Here is a 20,157-nt window from a genome sequence, read left to right on the forward strand (position 1 = left end):
ATGACGCCGGATAATCGACACAGACCACGATGACACTGGATAAATACCGCTCGCTCGCCGATCGCGCGCTCGAACCGTTCGTGACCGCTGCAGCGAGGCTCGGCCTCACCCCCAACGGCGTGAGCGTCCTCGCGATCGTCGTGGCCGGCCTCGCGGCGGGCGCGTTCTATCTCGGCGGGGACGAACCGCTGTTGTACGGCGTCGGCGCGCTGCTCGTGTTCGTCAACGGCTGGCTCGACCTGCTCGACGGCGCGCTCGCCCGCCGGCTTGAGGTCGCCTCCGAAGCCGGCGACCTGCTGGATCACGTCCTCGATCGATACGCCGACATCCTGATCATCGCCGGTCTCGCGGCCGGCATCGGTCGGTACGATCTCGGCCTGGCCGCAGTGACGGGTGTGTTGATGACCTCCTATCTCGGGACGCAGGCACAGGCAGTCGGTCTCGACCGGGTCTACGGCGGTCTCCTGGGGCGGGCCGACCGACTCGCGCTGATCGGCGTCGTCGGCGCGCTCGCGGTCGTCGTCACCGATCCGATTCAGGGGTTCACTATCGTCGGCTGGCTGCTGATTGTCTTCGCGGTTGTGGGCCACCTCACCGCACTCCAGCGGTTCTACTACGCGATGGGCGACCTGCGGTGACCGCGTTCGCTGGAGAGCCAGAGCGACCATAACGGGAGCCTTTATCAACGCCGGGCCAGTAGCCGTCGGGTATGCACGACCCACACGCGGGACCCGCGTTCTCGCAGCACCGCCAGCAGCCCGGCGGTCGACAGCTGGAGTCGCCCTACGAGCCGCAGCTCGGGTCGCTTCCCAGCAGCGACCGTGACGAGGAAACAGTCAACAAGACCGGTACGACGACTATCGGCATCGCGACCGAGGAAGGCGTCGTCGTCGCGACCGACCGCCGGGCCAGTCTCGGCGGGCGCTTCGTCTCGAACAAGAGCGTCCAGAAGGTCGAACAGATCCACCCGACTGCCGCGCTCACCCTCGTCGGGAGTGTCGGCGGCGCCCAGTCGTTCATCCGGACGCTCCGCGCGGAGGTCAACCTCTACGAGGCGCGCCGTGGCCAGGACATGAGCATGCAGGCGCTCTCGACGCTCGCGGGCAACTTCGCACGCGGTGGCCCGTTCTTCGCGATCAACCCGATCCTGGGTGGGATCGACGAGACGGGCAGCCACGTCTTCAGCATCGATCCCGCCGGCGGTGTCATGGAAGACGACTACACCGTCACCGGCTCCGGACTGACCGTCGCCTACGGGACTCTCGAGGACCGCTACGAACCCGACATGAGCATCGAGGAGGCCACCGAAGTCGCCGCTGTCTCGATCGAGGCTGCCGCCGAGCGCGACACCGGCTCCGGAAACGGGCTCTGCGTCGCCGAGGTCACCGAGGCAGGCGTCGACATCACGACTTACGACGACTACGACATCTAGCCCTCCGCGTTTCGACGCCCGATTTCTGCCGCGCTTCAGCCGACAGATGACACGCTGCAGCCGACAGCCTATTTATCGTCGGCAAAGCAACCACGGATATGGATCTGTTCGGAACGGCCGGGATACGCGGTCCCGTCAAGGAGACTGTCACGCCGGAGCTGGCGCTGTCGGTCGGCCGGGCCGTCGGCCGCGAGGCGGAGACAGTTGTCGTCGGCCGTGACGGCCGCCAGTCCGGGAGTGCGCTGGCCGCGGCCGTCGAGGCCGGCGTCGAATCGGCTGGCACTCGCGTCCGCAGACTCGGGACAGTCCCGACGCCGACGCTCGCGTTGGCGTCGCGCGGACAGCACGGCGTCATGCTCACGGCCAGCCACAACCCGCCCGAAGACAACGGGATCAAGCTGTTCGTCGACGGCGTCGAGTTCGACGGCGACGCCGAGGCTCGGATCGAGCGACGCGTCGAGGCCGGCGTCGAGCCGGCAGACTGGGCCGACTGGGCGAGTGCCGACCGCGCGGACGTGCTCGGGGTCTACCGCGAAACGATCACCGACTACGCACGCGAGCACGGCGCACCGCTGGAGGGGCTCCGAGTGACAATCGATTGCGGGAACGGGATGGCCTCGCTCGCGACGCCACAGGTGCTGCGCGAACTCGGGGCGGACGTGCGGGCGCTGAACGCGAACGTCGACAGCCACTTCGACGCCCGGGGGAGCAAACCGACGCCCGAGACGCTGACCGGGCTATGTGACTTCGTGGCCGAGCACGGCGCCGTCGACCTGGGGATCGGCCACGACGGCGACGCCGATCGCATCGTGATCGTAGACGGTGACGGCGAGATCGTCCACGAGGACACGGTGCTGGCCATCTTGGCCGAACACTACGTCAGGGAGAGCGACGCCGCCGATCCGGTCGTGTTGACGACGCCGAACGCGTCCGAGCGGATCGACGAGCGGGTCGAAGCTGTCGGTGGCCGTACCGAGCGTACGGGTCTCGGCGTTCTTCACGAGGGTATCGCCGAGATCCGGGCTGCAGCCACCGACGAGACGGCGATCGTCTTCGCCGCCGAGCCCTGGAAGCACGTCCATCCCGAACTCGGCGGGTGGATCGACGGCGTGGCCAGCGCAGCCGTGTTCGCCCGTCTCGTCGCCGAAAGCGGTCTCGACGCGCTGCGCGAACCGGTCACCGAGCGCCCCTATCGAAAGGATCCAGTGCGCTGTCCGGACGAGCACAAGTCGGCAGTGATGGACCGTCTCGAAACGCGGTTGCCCGAGGCCTTTCCCGATGCCGAAGTCTCGCTCGAGTACGGCGTACGCCTGTCGTTCCCGGACGGGTCCTGGACGCTGGTCCGACCGAGCGGGACCGAACCGTACGTCCGGGTCTACGTCGAGAGCGAGGACGTCGAGGAGATGCTCGCGGACGTGCAGTCGGCCGTCGAAGAAGCGGTGGCGGACGTCACTCAAAGATAGCGATCGAGCGCGTCCGTCACCGCGTCGACGTCGTCGATGTGTTCGACGTCGAACTGTATCGTCGATCGGTACCAGTCGGTCCGCGTTAGCCGGAGCGCGTCGCCGTCGCGCTCGTAGCCGTCGACCGTCTCCCACTCGTGGAGCGTGCCCTGGGCGAAAACCCCCTCGTCGGTAATCTCGACGGACTGTTTTTGCTCGCTGAACAGACTGAGCCATACCGGGAGCAGCGCCGGAAGCCAGACGTACGTCGTGAGTTCGACGTCGTCGCCCAGCACTGCCGTTCCGACGACGATAACAGCCGTCGCGGCGAGCAAGACGTCGACGGCGTATCTCGTCTGTCGACGAACCGTCTCGGGCGGCCCTGCCTCGAAGGTGGCGACTGGCAGCAGACGCTCTTGCAGTTGCTCCTGGCGGATTTCGTGGCCGAGCAGGAGGGCGACGATCCAGACGAGCACGGCCAGCGCACCGACGAACCACGGACTGACGAACAGCGAGACGACCGACTCGGCACGGACGATCGCCGGCCCGAGCCACGCCAGCGGGACGAGGATGCCTGCGATTCCCCGAGGGGCCGTGCTGACGAACGCCGTCGGGTCACGGACGTCCGTTGTGACCATCCCGGCGACTGCACCGACGCCGCCCCCGGCTACGAGCATCGCCCACTCGTTGCCCGGCAACAGCGACCCGACGGGCCCGATCAGGAGCGCCGCGTACGCCATCAGTGCGATCCGGAGGGCGAACCGCTTCATCCTTGTCGTGCTCGATGGCGCGTTGGAAGGAAAAACTAGTGGAACGAGTAGCGTCGGCCGGCAGCGCTGTATCGTCATACTGCCGGCTGTACGTTCGTACAGATATTCGCCACCTCGGGGTGGCGAATCATTTCGCAATGGTACAGCCGGCAGTATCAGCAACCAGGGCCAAAGTGAGGCGTGGCCCCCAGCGTATTTGCCGGCCGGCAACGAGGGAGGGGATATGGAACTGCTGGAACGCGCACGCGAGGCGATAGACACTTCCTACGCACCCTACTCGGAGTACCGAGTCGGCGCGGCAATCCGGACGGCCGACGGGACCGTCTTCACTGGCTGCAATATCGAGAACGCGAACTACTCCAACAGCGTTCACGCCGAGGAATTGGCGATCAGCAAGGCGGTCGAGGCCGGCCACCGCGAGTTCGGCGCGGTCGCCGTGGCCTCGAGCGAACGCGACGGCGTGACTCCCTGCGGGATGTGTCGCCAGACCCTGGCGGAGTTCTGTGACGACGACCTCGCGATCTACTGCGACGAGGGCGACGGCGAGCACAGCACGTACACGCTCGGCGAGTTGCTCCCGAACACGATCACTGCGGCCCACCTGGACCGATGACTTCCGACCCTGCCGAGGACCCCAATGACGGCGAGCAGTACCACCTCGAAGTGACGCCCGACGACGTCGCCGACAGCGTGCTCCTGCCGGGCAACCCCGAGCGTGTCTCGAAAATCACCGACGGCTGGGACGACGCAGCGGTGGTCGCCGACCACCGCGAGTACCGGACGGCGACCGGGACCTACGACGGGACGCCGATCTCGGTCACCTCGACGGGGATCGGGAGCCCCTCGGCTGCGATCGCGGTCGAGGAACTCGCGCGCGTCGGCAGCGAGACGCTGATCCGCGTCGGCTCCTGTGGCTCGATCCAGCCCGGGGTCGAGGTCGGCGACCTCGTGATCACGACGGGCGCGGTCCGCCAGGAGGGAACCAGCGACGAGTACGTCCGCGAGGATTACCCCGCCGTTGCCGATCACGCCGTCGTCTCGGCACTGATCGCCGCCGCCGAGCGACTGGACTACGAGTATCACGTCGGACTGACCTGCTCGACGGACTCTTTTTACGCGGGACAGGGACGTCCCGGATTCGAGGGGTTCGAGGCACGGGGCAGCGACGAACTGGTCGCGGAATTACAGGGGGCGAACGTGCTCAACTTCGAGATGGAAGCCAGCTCGATCCTGACGCTCGCGTCGCTGTACGGACTCCGGGCGGGCGCGGTCTGTACGGTCTACGCCAATCGAACCACGGGCGAGTTCCGCACGGCCGGCGAGCGAAAGGCCGCGGCGACTGCTACCGAAGCCGTCTCGATTCTCGCGGAGATGGACGCGACGGCCGACAGAGCGGGAGCGAGCCACTGGCACCCGGGATTGCAGATCGACGACCTGTAAGAAAATCAGTCAGAGAGTGCCTGTTCCGACTTGTCGGCGTCATCGATGGTCAGTTCGTAGAGGTTCTGTCGGGCGTCAGCGAAGTAGACGTCCTCCTCGACGACGCCGACTTCCTCGAGTCGCTCGAGGGCATACCGGACTGTCCGGGCCGAGAGCATCGATTCCTCGACGATCCCCTTCTGTGTGAGTGGTCCCTTGTATTCGAGAACCTTGAATACGAGCTTCGCACTCGGCGGCAGATCCGTGATATCCTCCCCGTCGGATTCTGTCATTAAGTGAAATCAGGGCCCCGTCCCGTATAAATATTGAGGCAATGGATTCCGGTGTTGAGATCGCGGTTTCGGTTCCCCGCGATCGAGGCTGTTCGTATCAAATCGCCGCATGGAGCCGCAGGTCACTCCTTCTCGACGGTCCGTTCGAAGCGGTTCTCGAAGTGACGATCCCAGCCATCGAGAACGAGGGATTCGGAGTCCTGATATCGGACGGCTGTGCCTGCTACGGACTGCTGTAACGATTTAGAGCGGGAACAGCGCGAAAGCCCACGACTTCAGTTGTTGGAGAGGTCAGTGCTCCGCCCCACGCGTGTGGTCGATGCGGAGTAGACCGACGGCAGTCCGTATGAGCCGACCCGTAACGAACGGCTTTTTAGTTCGGGTAGCCGACAGTGAGGTATGGCTACCGAGACGGCCGACGGGTTGACCGGTCACGTCCGTAGCGTGACAGTGACCACGCTGGCCTCCCTGATGGGGATCATCGCAGCACTGGTCTCCGAGTACGGCCTCGGGGCGTCTCCCTCGGGACGGATCAACGTGTTCGTCGTGCTGGGTGCGATCGCAGTTCAGATCCCGATCCTGCAGGCCCTGGGCGTCGACGTACAGGATTTCAGCACGAAGGACTACCTCTACGTCGCGTTTATGACGTTCTCGCTGTGGTTCGTCTCCTGGACGCTGATTCTCACTGCCTCGGCCGTCTGACCGGGTGACCCACAATGGCTGATGATAGCATCGCCGTCGTCGATCTTGACCGTTGCCAGCCCGACCGCTGCAACTACGAGTGCATGAACTTCTGTCCGCCCAACCGGACGGGCAAGGAGTGCATCGTCAAGCGCGGCGACACATACGAAGAAGACGAACCGTTCGAGGGCGAACCCGACCAGGTTCGCATCTCCGAAGAGATCTGTCTGGGCGAGACCTGTGGCATCTGCGTCGAGAAGTGCCCGTTCGATGCCATCGAGATCATCAACCTCCCCCAGGAACTCGAGGACGAGCCGATCCACCGCTACGGCGAGAACGCCTTCGCCCTGTACGGCTTGCCCGCCCCCGGTGAAGGGCGCGTGACCGGCATCCTGGGACCGAACGGAATCGGGAAGACGACGGCTGTCCACATCCTGGCCGACGAACTCACGCCGAACCTCGGCGAGTACAACGCCGATCCCGGCTGGGACGCCGTCCTCGAAGAGTACCGCGGAACCGCCCTGCAGGACTATCTGGAGGCACTGATCGACGGCGAGGTAACCGTCGCTCGCAAGCCCCAGTACGTGGATCAGATCCCCGATCAGTTCGACGGCACGACCCGCCAGTTGCTCGAACGAACCGACGAGCGGGGCGAACTCGACGCGCTGATCGAGCGGGTCGGGATCGGACCGGTCGTCGATCAGGACATCGAGACGCTCTCCGGCGGGGAGCTCCAGCGCGTCGCCCTCGTCGCGGCGCTGGCACGGGACGCCGACTTCTACTTCCTCGACGAGATCACTCCCTATCTCGATATCGGCCAGCGAATGACTGCCGCCCGGATCATCCAGGAACTGGCCGAGGAGGGCGACCGATCGATGCTCGTCGTCGAGCACGACCTGGCGATCCTGGATCTGCTTGCGGACGCCCTGCACGTCGCCTACGGTGGGCCCGGTGCGTTCGGTGTTATCACAGATCCCAAATCGACGAAAAACGGGATCAACGAGTACCTCAAGGGCTATCTGGAGAACGAGAACATGCGGATCCGCCAGGACGCGATCACGTTCGAGCAACACGCCCCGCGGTCGGTCGCCGGTGGCGAGGCCGTCGTCGAGTATCCGGCTCTGGCGAAGAGCTACGGCGAAGGCGAGTTCTCGCTGTCGGTCACCGGCGGCGAGATCCGCGAGGGCGAAGTCCTGGGTGTCGTCGGCCCCAACGGGATCGGGAAATCGACTTTCGCGAAGTTGCTCGCGGGCAGACTCGAACCCGACGAGGGCGAGATCGACGCGCGGCTCGACATCGCCTACAAACCCCAGTACATCGAGATCGACCAGCCGATGCGCGTCGACGCGTTCCTCTCTTCGATCACCGACGAGTTCGGCAGCTCCTACTGGAACACCGAGATCGCACAGCCGCTGCAGCTGGAGCGAATCATGGAACAGAGTCTCACTGATCTCTCCGGCGGGGAGCGCCAGCGCGTCGCGATCGCGGCCTGCCTCTCGAAGGACGCCGACCTCTATCTGCTGGACGAACCCTCCGCACACCTGGACGTCGAACAGCGCGTGCTGGCGACCTCCGCGATCCGCCGGTACGCCGAGAACCACGACGCCACGGCGATGGTCATCGACCACGACATCTACATGATCGATCTGCTGTCCGATCGGCTGCTGGTCTTCGACGGCGAACCGGCCGAACGCGGTTACGCGTCCGAGCCACAGGGGATGCGCGAGGGGATGAACGAGTTCCTCGCGAACCTCGACGTTACCTTCCGTCGGGACGAGCGCACCGGCCGCCCGCGGATCAACAAGCCCGGGAGCAACCTCGACCGCGAGCAGAAACAGGCCGGCGAGTACTACTATGCACCCGAGTGACCGCGGCATCTGACCCAGACATAACAGGTGTCATAGGCTAGTGCGCTTCTAGAGAATTCATATTATATATTGGATCTGAGATGGGCGGCACAGAGGATGCGTGCAGTCCGTGACAACGTGCTTCTAACCGACAGTAGCCTTATCAGAGCCCAGTGCACATTGGTCTCTATGCCCAATGGTTCATTCGGGGAGTCGACCGCAGTCTCGGTGACTGAGAACCAGATGAGGACTCTCCTGGAGGAAGAAGGAACCGGCATACTTGCATTCTCGACCGACGATCTCCCGTATATTCTTCCGATGTCGTTCGGCTACGACGGAGATTCAACGCTCTATAAATGAAAGCAGCGCGAGTACCACGGGCCACCGTGCCCGTGGATGAAGCGCGCCAAAAACACAAACATTCAACAGGAAACGAACCATATTGAAATCCAGTGCAGTCGTCCAAACTCACCCAAACGCTATCATTCGGTTTAGACATTCACACGGGGAGTGGCGACGACCTGCAACGTGGGTGTCTCGAAGCCCGACGCATCCGCAACGAAACCAACCGCCTCGACTGACACGACTGGGACTGGGAAGACATCAAACCAGTTGTCGTGGATAACGCGAACCACGTCAAAAACACCAGCCAACTCATCGTTGACAAAGCTCTCGGGGAACTCAAAACGCGACCCAAAGTAGTTGGCAAAACTATAAGTAATCGTAACTATCGGGAGACAGCAAATTTGATGGCAGAAAATAGAAGAAGTCAACTCAAACTCACCTCGTGAGTTGATGGAGGGTGTTGTCATCGTGTGGTTTTTAGCTACAGAGACAAATACGTATATATACATAATTATTTTTTATGTACGTACCGTACTTGCTTATGTGGGGGAACGGGTGTGGCACCTTGTGCCTCTGACACCAGATCGCCCATCGTACTACCGTTTCCCCGCATCTGACATTGGTGACTAGTTTGCTATTCTCCTACTGTGCTGTTGTCATAATCCAGGTGAACTACCCCTACCTACTCACTCGCGGCGTAGCCGCTCGTTCCTTGAGGCAGGGGCTTCCTGCTTCCACGACGCGCTTTGCAGACACAACCGCAGTGTCCGCAGGGAGCGCAGTCTCCACAGGCGTTCCTTCGGAGTGACTCACTCCTAAATGAGGCACTTGATTATGTTAGGTCGTCTCCCACGCGGGCGACTGCTTCCACGAACCTGCCCGATAGACGGTCACCGACTGCATTTCGGTCGACGTAGCGGTGCCGGCGGGATGACTCGAGAGGGAATTTTTCCACCTTATCGGACACTCATAGTGTATATGAACACTGACAGTGAACAGTCCATAGGATTGCACGTCTCCTTCCCCCTTCGCTGGTAGTCGAGGGTAGTTCGCAGCGCTCGAGCGGACGTACAGTTCTACGTGATCGACCGAGGGCTGGCAAAGACAGAGGATCTGATGAACCACGAGGAAACGTTCGAGTACGGGGTGCAGGCTGGCGTGTTCTCCAGGGCAACGAAAGACGAACTGATCGAACTCTGACAGAACTACCGCAACGGGATGTACTACAACAGGAGCGTGCAGCTGCGGAGCAGGCCGAAGCGATGCTGGCATACGCCGAGTGTATGCACGACAACGTCCCGGCGCTCTCCGGCCGGGCACACGACTGTATTTGCTGACGGAGAGAAACGGCTTATTGAACTACCTGCGGCAAACCTGACCGGGGAGTCATCTGCGACAGGATGGATTTGCTTCGTTGAAACCCTCAACTGCTGTCAGTTCCGCCCTGCTGAATATAGAGCGTGAGTTCAGCACGGCATTCGAACAGAGAGATCGGCCACCGGGATAGAGAGTTATCAGATAATGGGAATAGCCAGTAACAGCATTAACCCATCCAACCAATGGCCATCAATGAGTGGTGAGCATCGGCATCGTCAGGCCGGCCGTCTCGGACATGTAGCACACGCCGCTACGCCCTGGGGATTTCCGATCCTCTATTTGGGGTGGGCATTTCTATTCTGGGCTCCGATTGTGGTCTCAGACGAGTCAGTTTGGTCGTTCCCCAATGTCGGACTGTTTCTTGTCGGTGGTCTGAGTCCACTGTTGGCGGGCTTGCTGTTGGCTTGGCTCACTCGGGGTTGGGAGGGCCTCAGGGACCTCGGCACGCGACTGATCGAAGTCGGACGGATTGAGCCACGCTGGTGGCTCGTCATTGTCCTGTACTGGCCACTTTTCAATCTCTTGCTGGCGGGTGGAGCGCTGTTGTTCGGGGTCACGGCGGAGCCCCTGGAGTTCATTTCGACTGATCGCTTGTTCGATCCAGTAGCACTCTTCTCGCTCGTCGCGTTTGCCTTTGTTTTCCCTGTCGTCGAAGAGATCGGGCTACGCGGGTACTGGCTCGACCGGTTGCAAGAACGCTGGAGTGCGCTCGTTGCTGGAACTATCAACGGAACGGCGTGGGCAATCTGGCACGCGCCCTTTGTTCTCTTTTCCGGGTACTACGCCAATACGACCTTCGAGCCGGAACTGTCGTGGTTCGTACCGATGCTGGTGCTCGATACCATCATTCTGGTCTGGGTCTACAACAATACCCGTCGAAGCATTCTGGCAGTACTGATGTTCCACGCATTGGGAAATATGACCGGCGAGTTGATGGGATTTGCACCCGAGATGTATCCGTTTATCCTCTCGGGCTACGCCCTCGTCGCGGTGGTCCTCGTAGCTGGCTGGAGTCCCGAATCGCTTCGCGGATGGGGAGTCCAATCGCCGCTGGCAGAGACAACAAGCTGGGAGTTATGAGAGACTCTGTCCAGAACAGGCCGTATTGGCCACCTCATTCTGACAAATAAACTGGATAGAGGACCGAGTTGCTGAATATGCGCCCTCCATCTTGCACAGGCGCTATCGACCTACCTAGTCTCTGTCAGAATAGCCATGCAAGACATATGCCAGTCATCAGTTCGATGATTTGGGAGTCGAGCGGAGTCATGTGGCGATCCATAAGTGGGTTCACAAAGCCGATCTCCAGCCGATTTCGACGGTCACTGCGGATCAACTTGCAGTGGATGAGAAGATGATCCGCCTGCACGGCCAGGAGTTCTGGCTGTACGGCGCTGTCGATCCCGAAATGAGCGAAATCTTGCACGTGAGCCTGTTACCGACGGCGACAAAACGTGTCTTCTGGGAAGTAGAACGCAGAACATCATCGTTTGCCAATAGTTTCAGCCATGTCGAGCTAGAGACAGCTGAAAATTGGCTCGAAGCCTTCGCCGTCTACCACAACTCACGCCAAACTTAACGCGATGAGTTCGTCGTGACTGTCGTATTTCGGGCGTGCCGCGCGCTCGGCCAGCCACCACTCGAGTTTCTGCGTGGTGTCCTCGCGGAGGCTGACCGTCCAGTTTTCGCCGCCGCCAGTCGCCTTGCTGTCTTCTTCTTTCGGGATCCGCAGCACGGCGTTCTGCAAGTCTACCCACTGGACGCGAGCCCGCCTGACCTCGACGGGACGTAATCCGCCATCAAGGCTGACAGCAACGATACTAGGGAGCTTCCAGCTGACCGCATCCTCCCAGTCTTCGGGGGTCACTTCGTTCTTCGGCTTTTCGAGGCGCTGGGCGAGATAAATCTTCCACCGATCGCGCTCTTCCGGCGTCGCGTCGTTGTAGTTCGGCAACGACGCGTAGTTCAGCGTCGCGTTCCGCAGCAACTTGCGCTCGTCGAGGGTGAAGTAGTCTCGTGCGTGGTGAGTCTGCTGACCCGGCGAGAACGTCTCTTCGGGTTCCCACTCCTCCGCGCCCTTTTCGTGGGCCCGCCACCCGAAGTAGCGTTGCAGGGCCTTGACGTACTGGCTCTTATTTTCGTCGGCGGTGCCACGCGTGCGCAGTTTCTCGACGATGGCGTCGGCGTGGTCGTGGTTCAGCACCGTCGTGTATCCCTCGTTCTCCCAGATCCAGCGGTAGATCTTCGAGAGCCTGTAGGATGTGTTTTCGACGACGATGTCGCTGTATCCCTCGGCTCGGTCTGGGTCTTTCCCTTCCTGCCACAGCCACGAGAGCACTTCGAGTCGGTGGTCGCGGTACTCTCGCATCTGTAGCATATCTAACTCCGAATGGGCCGAATCGTGGACGACCGGCACGCAGTCTGGTAGTTTTTCGATTGTCATATTTTTATTAGCCCTGACAGTTTGGGGGGTGACCGCAAACGGCGGCGGGATGGCGGCTCAGATTACGTCCCAGTCTTTTCTGGGGGTGACTAACCTCGGGTGAACGCCAGAATACAGAACCCTCTTCAGAGGCTCTGAATCTGTGATAATCGAAGGAATTGGGAGACCGGGTGCGAGAATCGAACCCGACTGCGAGACTCGCTTCGCTCGTCTCGCGTGGTTCGATTCTCTGCGGACTTTCGGCTCCTCACGTCTGTTCGTCGCCAGAAAGGTCCGGGTGCGAGAATCGAACCCGCGTCCCAGCCTCCACAAGGCTGGAGGATAACCACTACCCCAACCCGGACACGCGTTGGGCATCCCAATGTAGCCGGAGTGCGATTGATATAGGTTACGTTCCCGTTCGGGTGCGCTATTCCGTCACGCGATTTCTGACGGGAGAAACCTCTATACGGTATCACGACACACATACAGACATGGTAACCACGACCGAAAAAGACGGCGAGACGTGGTATCAGTGCGAGGAATGCGAGATGCTGTTCGACAACCGGTCGGACGCCAAACAGCACGAACAGAACTGTGACGCGGAGGACCCGTCGTACATCCAGTGATCGCAGGACGCGCGCGCCGCTATTCGGTCGTCGAACGGTAGAAGCTGCGCGGTCGTTATACTGTCGGCCGTAACATTTCGGCAGGATTTCGCCACCCGGTGTGGCGGAAATCTCCACGAACGTACAGTCGGCAGTATTACTTGCCGCGACCTTTGCCGCTGTTGTTCGAGGGACGCGTGTGCTCGGTCCCTTTGCCCTTCTGCTGGAGACCACGGTTGGACTGGCCGGCACTGGTCAGCCCGCGCAGCGCGCGGTCGTCGTGGGCGTCGTCGCAGATCCAGTTGAGGTCGTCGTCGTTCTCGATCGCCGGGTGGTTCGGATCGACCAGGATGACTTCGAACCACTTCTGGCTGCCGTCTTCACCGACCCAGTAGGAGTTGAGCACGCGCAGATTGCGATACTTGCGAGTCGCGCGCTCCTCGGCGACGCGCTGGAGGTTCTTGCGGCGCGTGATCCGGGTGACGCCCTGTCGTTTCGAGCGTCGCCCGGCCTTGTGTCGAACCTTGCGGGCGCTGCCCTTGCGGACGCTGACGCGCACGAGGACGATGCCCTGCTTCGCTTTGTAGCCCAGCGATCGGGCCTTGTCCAGACGCGTCGGGCGCTCGATCCGCTCGATCGCGCCCTGATCGCGCCACTCCTGCATGCGCTGCCACTGCAGTTCCGCGACTTTGCCGTCGCCCGGATCTTTCCAGGCGTCCCGAATGTGTGAGTAGAAGCTCTTTGCCATGGTTTCACCGCGGGCGTCGAGTGGTTCAGTCGGTCGCCCGACCACATTCCAGCCTGCGACGCATCGATCACTCGACGTGACCGACGGCGGCAGGTGCCCGCTGGAGCCCGCCACCAGCGAGTTATCGAACGTTTTCCGTTGGCGCGCTTAAGGGCTTCGAACCCGATCGATCACGTCTGGACGACGACCGGGTCGACGTCCCATCGGTCGACGAACGCCGTCAGCTCGTCGGCGTTCTCGCGGACGCTCGCAGGCGTGTGGGCGTCCGTTCCGAGGGTAAACCGCACGTCGTACTCGGTCAGGATCTCGCGGAAGTCCGGCCCCGGATGGAACTGTCCGTACCCGTCAGTGACGCGCCCGGCGTTCAGTTCCGGGACCGTCCGGGAGGTCTCCAGGGCCGACGCGATCCGCCGGTAGTGGTCTTCGGTAAACAGCCCTCGCAGCACCTCGTTGCGCTGTGGGAGATCGACGTGTCCGGCGATCGCGAACAGCTCCGCGTCGATCATCGACACCACGCGGTCGACGTAGGTCTCGACGACGTCTCGGCGCTCCGCCTGTGATTTCGCCCCGAAATACGTCTCGTCGTGGAGGTTGTGTCCCTCGACGGTGTGGACGCTACCGATCGCGTAATCGAACGCGGCCGTCTCGAGAAATTCCGCGATGTCGGACTCGTCGGCCGGCCGGTAATCCATCTCGACCGCGTCGAAGATCGCGATATCATATCGCTCCCGGAGCGATTCAATCGCGTCCCGGCGACGCTCGTGGGTCAGATCGAGGTTGAACCCGAACTCCCTGGCGAACTGCTGCTGTGACGGGTCCGCCGAGACGTTACAGTGATCGGCGAACCCGATTCCGTCGAGTCCCTGCTGCTGGGCCGCCGCGAGCATGACTGCCAGAAAATCCCCGTCCGAGTAGTTCGAATGAGCGTGATAATCGTACATAGTGGTCGTCAGGTATCGCGCGGATTACGGGTTTCGGTCGGGCCCGGGGTTCCCCTCGCGAATCGGCTCGGTCTCGTGCAGGAACGTCTGCACCTCGAAGGATCTGCCGTCGGGATCGGTCCCGAAGAAGTTGTAGATGCGGTACGGCTCGTTCTCGCTCGGCGGATTGTCGGCCACGTCAGCGAGGTCGTCGTAGCGCTTGTCAACCTCGTCTCGCGTCTCCTCGACGACCGTGACGACGCCGCCTGTCTCGGCCCCGTCGCGCTCGCAGAACCCGACGAGCAGGTTCTCGTACTGCAGGATCGTGCACTCGGGCTGCTCCAGCCACTGTTCGAAGCCCAACCGCTCCCTGTAGAACTCGACGACCCGCCCGCGATCGGCCGTCCCGAAGAAAACGATACCGGACATGGACGAGCGAACGGCTGGTGTGGGCAAAAGGATCCCGACAGAGATTGAGAGGGCGACCCACGACAAGGAGACCCACGGCGGTCGCGTCCCGGAAAGTATTAGTACTCTTCTGGGAATACCAATGGCTACATGACGCGGACCGCGACGCCCGGCGTACGCGAGGTCGCCAGCGAGGGGTCCGCTTCCGTTTTCGCGACGATCCGACGACGGGGCTGGGCTCCGTCCAGCGGTCGGTCGGGTGTCGACGACATCCGACGACGACGGGGCCGTTAGGCCCTGCTACTATTCTTTCCCACGACGGACACGGTTTCACACACTCGATACCGCCCACTGTCGGGTTCCGGGCGGGAAAAACATTCCCGACACGACAACAATGCCAGGTGAACATTCAGGGACCGTCGCGCTCGCCTTCTCGGGCGGGCTCGACACCACAGTCGGCGTATCGCTACTGAAAGAAGAGTACGGATTCGACGAGGTCATCGGCGTCACCGTCGACGTCGGCCAGCCCGACTACGAGTTCGAGGAGGCCGAGGAGACTGCCGAAGCGCTGGGGGTCGACCAGTACGTCGTCGACGCTCGCGAGGAGTTCGCGGACCTGTGTCTGCGCGCGGTCAAGGCCAATGCGGACTACCAGGGCTACCCGCTGGGGACCGCGCTGGCGCGGCCGGTCATCGCCAAGGCGATCCGCGACGTCGCCATCGAGCAGGGCGCGAACGCGCTCGCACACGGCTGTACGGGCAAGGGCAACGACCAGTTGCGCTTCGAGGCGGTCTGGCGCGACACCGACCTGGAGGTCATCGCCCCCGTCCGCGAACTCGGACTCACCCGCGAGTGGGAAAACGAGTACGCGAAGGAGAAAGGGCTGCCCGTCGAGGGCGGTGACGGTGGTCGCTACTCCGTCGACACCAACCTCTGGAGTCGTTCGATCGAGGGCTCGGAACTGGAAGACCCCGCGACGATCCCCGACGACGACATCTACAAGTGGACCGACAACCCCTCTGGCAAGGCGGCCGAACTCGTCGAGATCGAGTTCAAGGATGGGATTCCCGTGGCGCTGGACGGCAACCAGCTGGGATCGGTCGAACTGATCGAACAGCTCAACGCCCAGGCCGGGTCCCACGGCGTCGGTCGCACGGACATGATGGAAGACCGCATGCTCGGACTCAAGGTGCGCGAGAACTACGAACATCCCGCTGCGACGGTCTTGCTGACCGCACACGAGGCGCTGGAGGGGCTCGTGCTCACCCAGGAGGAGCGCCAGTTCAAGACCCAGATCGACCAGCAGTGGTCCCAGAAGGCCTACGAGGGCTTGATCGACGCGCCGCTGGTCGACGCGCTGGAGGGGTTCATCGACGAGACCCAGTCACGCGTTACTGGTACGGTGACGGTCAAGCTCGAGGGCGGGCACTGCCGTGCGGTCTCTCGCAAGAGCGAGTACGCCGTCTACTCCGAGTCGGCAGCGAGCTTCGACGAGGAAGACGTCTCGGGAGGGATCACCCAGCAGGACGCTACCGGCGTCGCCAAGTACCACGGCTTCCAGTCGCGTCTGGCAAAGAAAGTCACGGCAAAACTCGAAGGCGACGGGGGGGAATAGGATGAGCGAAGAGGGACCCGGCGATGACCGCCTAGAGGACGACATCGAACAGACAGTCGTCCGCCGGGACCGCTTCAGCGGCGGGCCCGCCCGCGGGTTCCTCTCCTCGCTTGCGGACGACGCGCGGATCTTCGAGGCGGATCTGGCGGTCGATCGCGCGCACGTCGTGATGCTCGCCGAGCAGTACGTCATCGACGACGAGGTCGCGGGCGAGATACTCGCCGCGCTTGCCGAGATCGAAGCCGACGGCCACGACGCGTTGCCCGAGGGCGAAGACGTCCACGAGGCCATCGAGTCGGCCGTCATCGAGCGCGTCGGCGAGGACGGCGGCAAGATGCACACTGCCCGCTCGCGAAACGACGAAGTGGCGACCTGCATTCGCTACCGACTGCGCGAGGACCTGCTGGAGACGATCGCAACGGTCGTCGTAGCGCGCCGGCAGCTCGTCGAGATGGCCGCCGACCACCGCGAGGTGGTCATGCCCGGTTACACGCATCTCCAGCCGGCTCAGCCGACGACCGTCGGTCACTGGATCGCCTCCTACGAGCAGGCGCTCGCCCGCGACACGGGCCGTCTGCTCGACGCCTACGACCGGCTCAACCAGAACCCGCTCGGGTCGGCCGCGTTCGCGGGCACGCCCTTCGACGTGAATCGCGAGCGGACGGCCGAACTGCTCGGGTTCGAGGGGGTCGCGGAGAACTCGATGGACGCTTCGGCGACCCGGGACTTCCTCGTGGAGGTCACCGCGGCCCTCGCGAATCTGGCGACGACGCTCTCCGGGCTCGCTGAGGATGTAATCGTCATGGCCAGCAAGGGCCACGTCGAGCTGGCCGACGAGTACGCCTCGACCTCCTCGATCATGCCCCAGAAGAAGAATCCCGACACGCTGGAACTCGTCCGCGGCCGTACCGGCGACGCGACGGCGGGGCTGAACGGCCTGCTCACGAACCTGAAAGGCCAGCCGCGGGCGTACAACCGCGACCTCCAGCGGGCGGGACGCCACGCGTGGGACGCCATCGACAGCGTCACCGAGAGCGTCGAGGTGGCCGTGGGCGCGGTCACGACCGCCGAGTGGCCGGCTGAGACGCTCGCCGAGGCCGCTGGCGAGGGGTTCTCGACCGCGACCGGCATCGCGGACCTGCTGGCAATGCGTGGCGTGCCGTTCCGGACCGCCCACGAGGTGGTCGCGCGTGCCGCAGAGACCCTGAAACACGACGAGAACGCGCCCGACTACGCGACCCTCGATGCCGTTGCCGAAGAAGTCCTGGGAGACTCGCTCTCGGCGTATGTCGATCGTGACGCGGTCGAGCGCGCGCTCGACCCGGCCGAGTCTGTCCGGACGCGTAACTCCCGTGGCGGACCTGCGCCCGAGGCCGTCACCGATCAGCTTGAGGTGGCAACCGACCGCCTCGACAGCGACGAGCGCGCCCTGCAGGACCGACAGGACGCGCTTGCGACGGCGGCCGAACGCCTCGACTCGGAGGTCGCTACCTATGTCTGAGACTCGACCGCGAATCCGACGACCCCCCGGTGGGGGCTAAAATATCATATTACGTATACAGTATCAGATTATTTGCGTTAACAGCGCTTCTATAGCCGTTAGTCGGGGCTTTGATCAGTAATATATTTTGATAAGTTCGGTGGGTTTAAGTAGATGGATGCGTGAGTGAGTGGTACTATGACAACCTGCGTCGAGTGTGGGGCCGAGTTGACCCTGCACGAGAGCCTCGAAGTCGGAGAGATCGTCGATTGCTCGACCTGCGGCGGGGAGCTGGAGGTCGTCGGGACGGATCCCGTCGATCTCGATACCGCGCCCGAACTCCAAGAGGACTGGGGTGAGTGAGCCGTGATCGCGGGACAATCGCCCGGGGTGATCAGAGCATGAACGTCGGACTGCTGTACTCGCGCATCCGTCGCGACGAGAAGCTGCTGTTGAACGAGTTGCGCGAGCGCGACCACGAGGTCACGAAGATCGACGTCCGCAAGCAGCGCTTCTCGCTGTCGGAACCGCCCGAGGCGTTCGCGGACGTGGATCTACTGCTCGATCGCTGTCTCGCGACCTCGCGCAGCCTCTATGCGAGCAAGTTCGCCGAGGCCTACGACGTGCCGATCGTCAACGAGCCCGAGACGGCTGAAATCTGCGCGGACAAAGTGAAGAACAGTCTGGTGCTGGAAGAGGCGGGGATCCCGACGCCCGAGACGGAGGTCGCGTTCACCAAAGACGCCGCGCTGGAGATCGTCGAGGACTTCGGCTATCCGTGCGTGCTCAAGCCCGTCGTCGGCTCGTGGGGACGGCTGATGGCCAAGCTGGACACCCGCGACGCCGCCGAAGCGGTCCTGGAACACAAGGAGACGCTGGGCCACTACGAACACAAGATCTTCTACGTCCAGGAGTTCGTCGACAAGCCCGGTCGCGACATTCGCGTGCTCGCGACCGACGGCGAGCCGGTAGCTGCGATGGTCCGCTCTTCGGATCACTGGCTGACCAACGCTGCGAAGGGTGCCGAGACCGCCGAATTCGAACTCGACGACGAGGCGCTCGACCTCGTCGAGCGTGCGAGCGAGGCCGTCGGCGGCGGGTTGCTGGGAATTGACTTGATGGAAACGGGGGCGTCGCGCAGCGGCGCCCGGGACGCGAGCGGCGATGAGCCGCGAGCCGGTGGCTACACTGTCCACGAAGTCAACCACACGGTCGAGTTCAAGGCACTGAACGACGTGGTGGACGTGGACGTGCCTGCGGCGGTCGTCGACTGGCTAGAGACGAACGCAGGGGTGAAATCACAGTGACGTATACGGCAAGCGTCGTCGGTGGCACCGGCTTCACCGGCGGCGAGTTGCTCCGCCTGCTCGCCGGCCATCCGGAGTTCGAGATCGAGCAGGCGACGAGTCGTTCGAAGAAAAACAAGACCGTCGGCCACTCGCATCCGAACCTCCGGGATCTGGATCTGCGGTTTTCCGATCCCACGGATCTCGACTCGGTCGACGTGCTGTTCGCAGCGACGCCACACGGCGTCTCGATGGAGCGGATCGACGACTTTCAGGCGGCTGCCGACACCGTAGTCGACCTCTCGGCGGACTTCCGTCTCGAGACGGAGGCCCAGTACGACGAGTGGTACGACGGCCACAGCCGGCCCGAACTGCTGGCCGAAAGCGAGTACGCCCTGCCGGAACTCAACCGCGAGAACCTCGAGGGCGCGGAACTGATCGCCTCGGGCGGCTGTAACGCCACCGCGACGATCCTCGGGCTGTTGCCGCTGTTCGAGAACGACGTCCTCTCCGGCGACGAGCGGATCGTCGTCGACGTGAAGGTCGGGTCCTCGGAGGGCGGTGCCGGTGGCGGTCCAGCCTCGTCCCATCCCGAGCGCAGCGGCGTCGTCCGTCCCTACGCACCGACGGGCCACCGCCACGAGGCCGAGATCGAGCAGTTCCTGGGAACAGGGGTCTCCTTTACGGCACACTCCGTCGACATGATCCGCGGCGCGAGCGCGACCGCGCACGTCTTCCCGGACGAGCCGGTCTCGAAGGGCGACCTCTGGGGAGCGTATCGCGGCTCCTACGAGGACGAGCCGTTCGTGGAACTGGTCGCGGGCGGCGGTGGCGTCTACCGCTATCCCGAGCCCAAGGCCGTCGCGGGGACCAACAGGGCCGAGGTCGGCTTCGAACTCGACCCCGGAAACAAACGCCTCGTGATCTTCTCGGCCATCGACAACATGATGAAAGGCTCTGCCGGTCAGGCTGTCCACGCCGCCAACATCGCGCTGGGAATCGAGGAGACTGCTGGCCTGGAGTTCCAGGGGCTGCACCCCGTGGGGGCACCATGACGGGGTGGT

Annotated in this window: 23 protein-coding genes, 1 tRNA gene and 2 pseudogenes; 16 read left to right on the forward strand and 10 right to left on the reverse strand. The window is 63.1% G+C overall.

The features are described from left to right. Positions 1-29 precede the first annotated feature (29 nt). From OB916_RS01240 to OB916_RS01250, 3 genes are all read left to right on the forward strand, one after another. The gene (locus OB916_RS01240; protein WP_315907458.1) at positions 30-638 is read left to right on the forward strand and encodes a CDP-alcohol phosphatidyltransferase family protein; all 609 of its coding nucleotides are present in this window, start codon (positions 30-32) and stop codon (positions 636-638) included. A gap of 71 nt (positions 639-709) precedes the next feature. Then, entirely contained in the window at positions 710-1,432 is a 723-nt protein-coding gene (gene psmB / locus OB916_RS01245) for an archaeal proteasome endopeptidase complex subunit beta (RefSeq protein ID WP_315907459.1), read from the forward strand. 98 nt (positions 1,433-1,530) lie between these two features. Beyond that, entirely contained in the window at positions 1,531-2,895 is a 1,365-nt protein-coding gene (locus OB916_RS01250; RefSeq protein ID WP_315907460.1) for a phosphomannomutase, read from the forward strand. Here the strand turns inward: OB916_RS01250 and OB916_RS01255 are convergent. After that, complete coding sequence (locus OB916_RS01255; RefSeq protein WP_315907461.1) at positions 2,886-3,644, reverse strand: DUF5673 domain-containing protein; 759 nt, start codon at positions 3,642-3,644, stop codon at positions 2,886-2,888. The two genes, OB916_RS01250 and OB916_RS01255, sit on opposite strands and share 10 nt — an antisense overlap. A 223-nt stretch (positions 3,645-3,867) precedes the next feature. Between OB916_RS01255 and cdd the strand changes: the two genes are divergently transcribed. Together cdd and OB916_RS01265 are read left to right on the forward strand one after the other, a co-directional pair. Next, positions 3,868-4,257: a cytidine deaminase gene (gene cdd / locus OB916_RS01260; protein ID WP_315907462.1), complete on the forward strand. Its 390-nt coding sequence runs from the start codon at positions 3,868-3,870 to the stop codon at positions 4,255-4,257. Next, positions 4,254-5,084, forward strand: coding sequence for a nucleoside phosphorylase (locus OB916_RS01265; protein ID WP_315907463.1), 831 nt, complete (start codon positions 4,254-4,256; stop codon positions 5,082-5,084). Before cdd ends, OB916_RS01265 begins: the two co-directional genes overlap by 4 nt. Positions 5,085-5,089: 5 nt before the next feature. Here the strand turns inward: OB916_RS01265 and OB916_RS01270 are convergent, their stop codons facing one another. Continuing rightward, on the reverse strand, positions 5,090-5,356 hold the full coding sequence (locus OB916_RS01270) for an ArsR family transcriptional regulator (protein WP_315907464.1): 267 nt from the start codon (positions 5,354-5,356) through the stop codon (positions 5,090-5,092). Positions 5,357-5,755: 399 nt separating this feature from the next. On the opposite strand from OB916_RS01270, the gene OB916_RS01275 reads away from it, so the two are divergent. The 3 genes from OB916_RS01275 (at position 5,756) to OB916_RS01285 (ending at position 8,244) form a co-directional block, all read left to right on the forward strand. Then, on the forward strand, positions 5,756-6,058 hold the full coding sequence (locus tag OB916_RS01275; RefSeq protein WP_315907465.1) for an EMC6-like membrane protein: 303 nt from the start codon (positions 5,756-5,758) through the stop codon (positions 6,056-6,058). A 14-nt stretch (positions 6,059-6,072) separates the two neighbouring features. Continuing rightward, a complete protein-coding gene (locus tag OB916_RS01280; protein WP_315907466.1) occupies positions 6,073-7,905 on the forward strand; it encodes a ribosome biogenesis/translation initiation ATPase RLI in 1,833 nt (610 codons plus the stop codon). 168 nt (positions 7,906-8,073) lie between these two features. Then, positions 8,074-8,244: a pyridoxamine 5'-phosphate oxidase family protein gene (locus OB916_RS01285; protein WP_315907467.1), complete on the forward strand. Its 171-nt coding sequence runs from the start codon at positions 8,074-8,076 to the stop codon at positions 8,242-8,244. A 131-nt stretch (positions 8,245-8,375) separates the two neighbouring features. Here the strand turns inward: OB916_RS01285 and OB916_RS01290 are convergent, their stop codons facing one another. Both OB916_RS01290 and OB916_RS01295 read right to left on the reverse strand, forming a co-directional pair. Continuing rightward, entirely contained in the window at positions 8,376-8,696 is a 321-nt protein-coding gene (locus OB916_RS01290) for a hypothetical protein (protein WP_315907468.1), read from the reverse strand. 211 nt (positions 8,697-8,907) lie between these two features. Then, positions 8,908-9,048: pseudogene (locus tag OB916_RS01295) on the reverse strand (RNA-guided endonuclease TnpB family protein); the annotation flags it as partial. Positions 9,049-9,918: 870 nt separating this feature from the next. Here OB916_RS01295 and OB916_RS01300 point away from each other — a divergent pair. Together OB916_RS01300 and OB916_RS01305 are read left to right on the forward strand one after the other, a co-directional pair. Continuing rightward, a complete protein-coding gene (locus OB916_RS01300) occupies positions 9,919-10,686 on the forward strand; it encodes a CPBP family intramembrane glutamic endopeptidase (protein ID WP_315907469.1) in 768 nt (255 codons plus the stop codon). Between the two features lie 295 nt (positions 10,687-10,981). Beyond that, positions 10,982-11,185 (forward strand): annotated as a pseudogene (locus OB916_RS01305) (IS6 family transposase); the annotation flags it as partial. Here OB916_RS01305 and OB916_RS01310 read toward each other — a convergent pair. Both OB916_RS01310 and OB916_RS01315 read right to left on the reverse strand, forming a co-directional pair. Next, entirely contained in the window at positions 11,171-12,049 is an 879-nt protein-coding gene (locus tag OB916_RS01310; protein WP_315907471.1) for a site-specific integrase, read from the reverse strand. The pseudogene OB916_RS01305 and the gene OB916_RS01310 overlap by 15 nt on opposite strands. Before the next feature lie 271 nt (positions 12,050-12,320). Continuing rightward, a tRNA-His gene (locus OB916_RS01315) sits at positions 12,321-12,392 on the reverse strand. A gap of 130 nt (positions 12,393-12,522) precedes the next feature. Between OB916_RS01315 and OB916_RS01320 the strand changes: the two genes are divergently transcribed. Next, positions 12,523-12,657, forward strand: coding sequence for a DUF7128 family protein (locus OB916_RS01320; protein WP_315907472.1), 135 nt, complete (start codon positions 12,523-12,525; stop codon positions 12,655-12,657). Positions 12,658-12,793: 136 nt separating this feature from the next. Here OB916_RS01320 and OB916_RS01325 read toward each other — a convergent pair whose 3' ends face one another. From OB916_RS01325 to OB916_RS01340, 4 genes are all read right to left on the reverse strand, one after another. Beyond that, complete coding sequence (locus tag OB916_RS01325) at positions 12,794-13,384, reverse strand: 50S ribosomal protein L15e (protein WP_315907473.1); 591 nt, start codon at positions 13,382-13,384, stop codon at positions 12,794-12,796. A 170-nt stretch (positions 13,385-13,554) separates the two neighbouring features. Then, positions 13,555-14,325, reverse strand: a complete 771-nt coding sequence (locus OB916_RS01330; RefSeq protein ID WP_315907474.1) for a PHP domain-containing protein — start codon at positions 14,323-14,325, stop codon at positions 13,555-13,557. A 24-nt stretch (positions 14,326-14,349) separates the two neighbouring features. Then, the gene (locus OB916_RS01335; RefSeq protein ID WP_315907475.1) at positions 14,350-14,733 is read right to left on the reverse strand and encodes a VOC family protein; all 384 of its coding nucleotides are present in this window, start codon (positions 14,731-14,733) and stop codon (positions 14,350-14,352) included. Between the two features lie 125 nt (positions 14,734-14,858). Continuing rightward, positions 14,859-14,984 carry a hypothetical protein gene (locus tag OB916_RS01340; RefSeq protein ID WP_315907476.1) on the reverse strand — a complete coding sequence of 42 codons (126 nt, stop codon included), beginning with the start codon at positions 14,982-14,984 and terminating at the stop codon, positions 14,859-14,861. A 122-nt stretch (positions 14,985-15,106) separates the two neighbouring features. On the opposite strand from OB916_RS01340, the gene OB916_RS01345 reads away from it, so the two are divergent. From OB916_RS01345 to argC, 5 genes are all read left to right on the forward strand, one after another. Further along, a complete protein-coding gene (locus tag OB916_RS01345) occupies positions 15,107-16,327 on the forward strand; it encodes an argininosuccinate synthase (protein WP_315907477.1) in 1,221 nt (406 codons plus the stop codon). 1 nt (position 16,328) lies between these two features. Beyond that, on the forward strand, positions 16,329-17,828 hold the full coding sequence (argH, locus tag OB916_RS01350; RefSeq protein ID WP_315907478.1) for an argininosuccinate lyase: 1,500 nt from the start codon (positions 16,329-16,331) through the stop codon (positions 17,826-17,828). Positions 17,829-18,005: 177 nt separating this feature from the next. Continuing rightward, complete coding sequence (gene lysW, locus OB916_RS01355) at positions 18,006-18,170, forward strand: lysine biosynthesis protein LysW (RefSeq protein ID WP_315907479.1); 165 nt, start codon at positions 18,006-18,008, stop codon at positions 18,168-18,170. A 38-nt stretch (positions 18,171-18,208) separates the two neighbouring features. Then, positions 18,209-19,114 (forward strand): lysine biosynthesis protein LysX, encoded by a 906-nt coding sequence (gene lysX / locus OB916_RS01360; RefSeq protein WP_315907799.1) that lies wholly within the window; start codon positions 18,209-18,211, stop codon positions 19,112-19,114. Continuing rightward, positions 19,111-20,148: an N-acetyl-gamma-glutamyl-phosphate reductase gene (argC, locus tag OB916_RS01365; protein WP_315907480.1), complete on the forward strand. Its 1,038-nt coding sequence runs from the start codon at positions 19,111-19,113 to the stop codon at positions 20,146-20,148. The genes lysX and argC overlap by 4 nt, the downstream gene beginning before the upstream one ends. Positions 20,149-20,157 lie beyond the last annotated feature (9 nt).

The sequence above is a fragment of the Halapricum hydrolyticum genome (assembly GCF_025517535.1).
Classification (GTDB): Archaea; Halobacteriota; Halobacteria; order Halobacteriales; family Haloarculaceae; genus Halapricum; species Halapricum hydrolyticum.

What these genes read in the sequence shown, in the direction of transcription:
- OB916_RS01240 (WP_315907458.1), top strand. Translation starts at nt 30, where the DNA reads ATGACACTGGATAAATACCGCTCGCTCGCCGATCGCGCGCTCGAACCG.
- psmB (WP_315907459.1), top strand. Translation starts at nt 710, where the DNA reads ATGCACGACCCACACGCGGGACCCGCGTTCTCGCAGCACCGCCAGCAG.
- OB916_RS01250 (WP_315907460.1), top strand. Translation starts at nt 1,531, where the DNA reads ATGGATCTGTTCGGAACGGCCGGGATACGCGGTCCCGTCAAGGAGACT.
- OB916_RS01255 (WP_315907461.1), bottom strand. Translation starts at nt 3,644, where the DNA reads ATGAAGCGGTTCGCCCTCCGGATCGCACTGATGGCGTACGCGGCGCTC.
- cdd (WP_315907462.1), top strand. Translation starts at nt 3,868, where the DNA reads ATGGAACTGCTGGAACGCGCACGCGAGGCGATAGACACTTCCTACGCA.
- OB916_RS01265 (WP_315907463.1), top strand. Translation starts at nt 4,254, where the DNA reads ATGACTTCCGACCCTGCCGAGGACCCCAATGACGGCGAGCAGTACCAC.
- OB916_RS01270 (WP_315907464.1), bottom strand. Translation starts at nt 5,356, where the DNA reads ATGACAGAATCCGACGGGGAGGATATCACGGATCTGCCGCCGAGTGCG.
- OB916_RS01275 (WP_315907465.1), top strand. Translation starts at nt 5,756, where the DNA reads ATGGCTACCGAGACGGCCGACGGGTTGACCGGTCACGTCCGTAGCGTG.
- OB916_RS01280 (WP_315907466.1), top strand. Translation starts at nt 6,073, where the DNA reads ATGGCTGATGATAGCATCGCCGTCGTCGATCTTGACCGTTGCCAGCCC.
- OB916_RS01285 (WP_315907467.1), top strand. Translation starts at nt 8,074, where the DNA reads ATGCCCAATGGTTCATTCGGGGAGTCGACCGCAGTCTCGGTGACTGAG.
- OB916_RS01290 (WP_315907468.1), bottom strand. Translation starts at nt 8,696, where the DNA reads ATGACAACACCCTCCATCAACTCACGAGGTGAGTTTGAGTTGACTTCT.
- OB916_RS01310 (WP_315907471.1), bottom strand. Translation starts at nt 12,049, where the DNA reads ATGACAATCGAAAAACTACCAGACTGCGTGCCGGTCGTCCACGATTCG.
- OB916_RS01320 (WP_315907472.1), top strand. Translation starts at nt 12,523, where the DNA reads ATGGTAACCACGACCGAAAAAGACGGCGAGACGTGGTATCAGTGCGAG.
- OB916_RS01325 (WP_315907473.1), bottom strand. Translation starts at nt 13,384, where the DNA reads ATGGCAAAGAGCTTCTACTCACACATTCGGGACGCCTGGAAAGATCCG.
- OB916_RS01330 (WP_315907474.1), bottom strand. Translation starts at nt 14,325, where the DNA reads ATGTACGATTATCACGCTCATTCGAACTACTCGGACGGGGATTTTCTG.
- OB916_RS01335 (WP_315907475.1), bottom strand. Translation starts at nt 14,733, where the DNA reads ATGTCCGGTATCGTTTTCTTCGGGACGGCCGATCGCGGGCGGGTCGTC.
- OB916_RS01340 (WP_315907476.1), bottom strand. Translation starts at nt 14,984, where the DNA reads ATGTCGTCGACACCCGACCGACCGCTGGACGGAGCCCAGCCCCGTCGT.
- OB916_RS01345 (WP_315907477.1), top strand. Translation starts at nt 15,107, where the DNA reads ATGCCAGGTGAACATTCAGGGACCGTCGCGCTCGCCTTCTCGGGCGGG.
- argH (WP_315907478.1), top strand. Translation starts at nt 16,329, where the DNA reads ATGAGCGAAGAGGGACCCGGCGATGACCGCCTAGAGGACGACATCGAA.
- lysW (WP_315907479.1), top strand. Translation starts at nt 18,006, where the DNA reads ATGACAACCTGCGTCGAGTGTGGGGCCGAGTTGACCCTGCACGAGAGC.
- lysX (WP_315907799.1), top strand. Translation starts at nt 18,209, where the DNA reads ATGAACGTCGGACTGCTGTACTCGCGCATCCGTCGCGACGAGAAGCTG.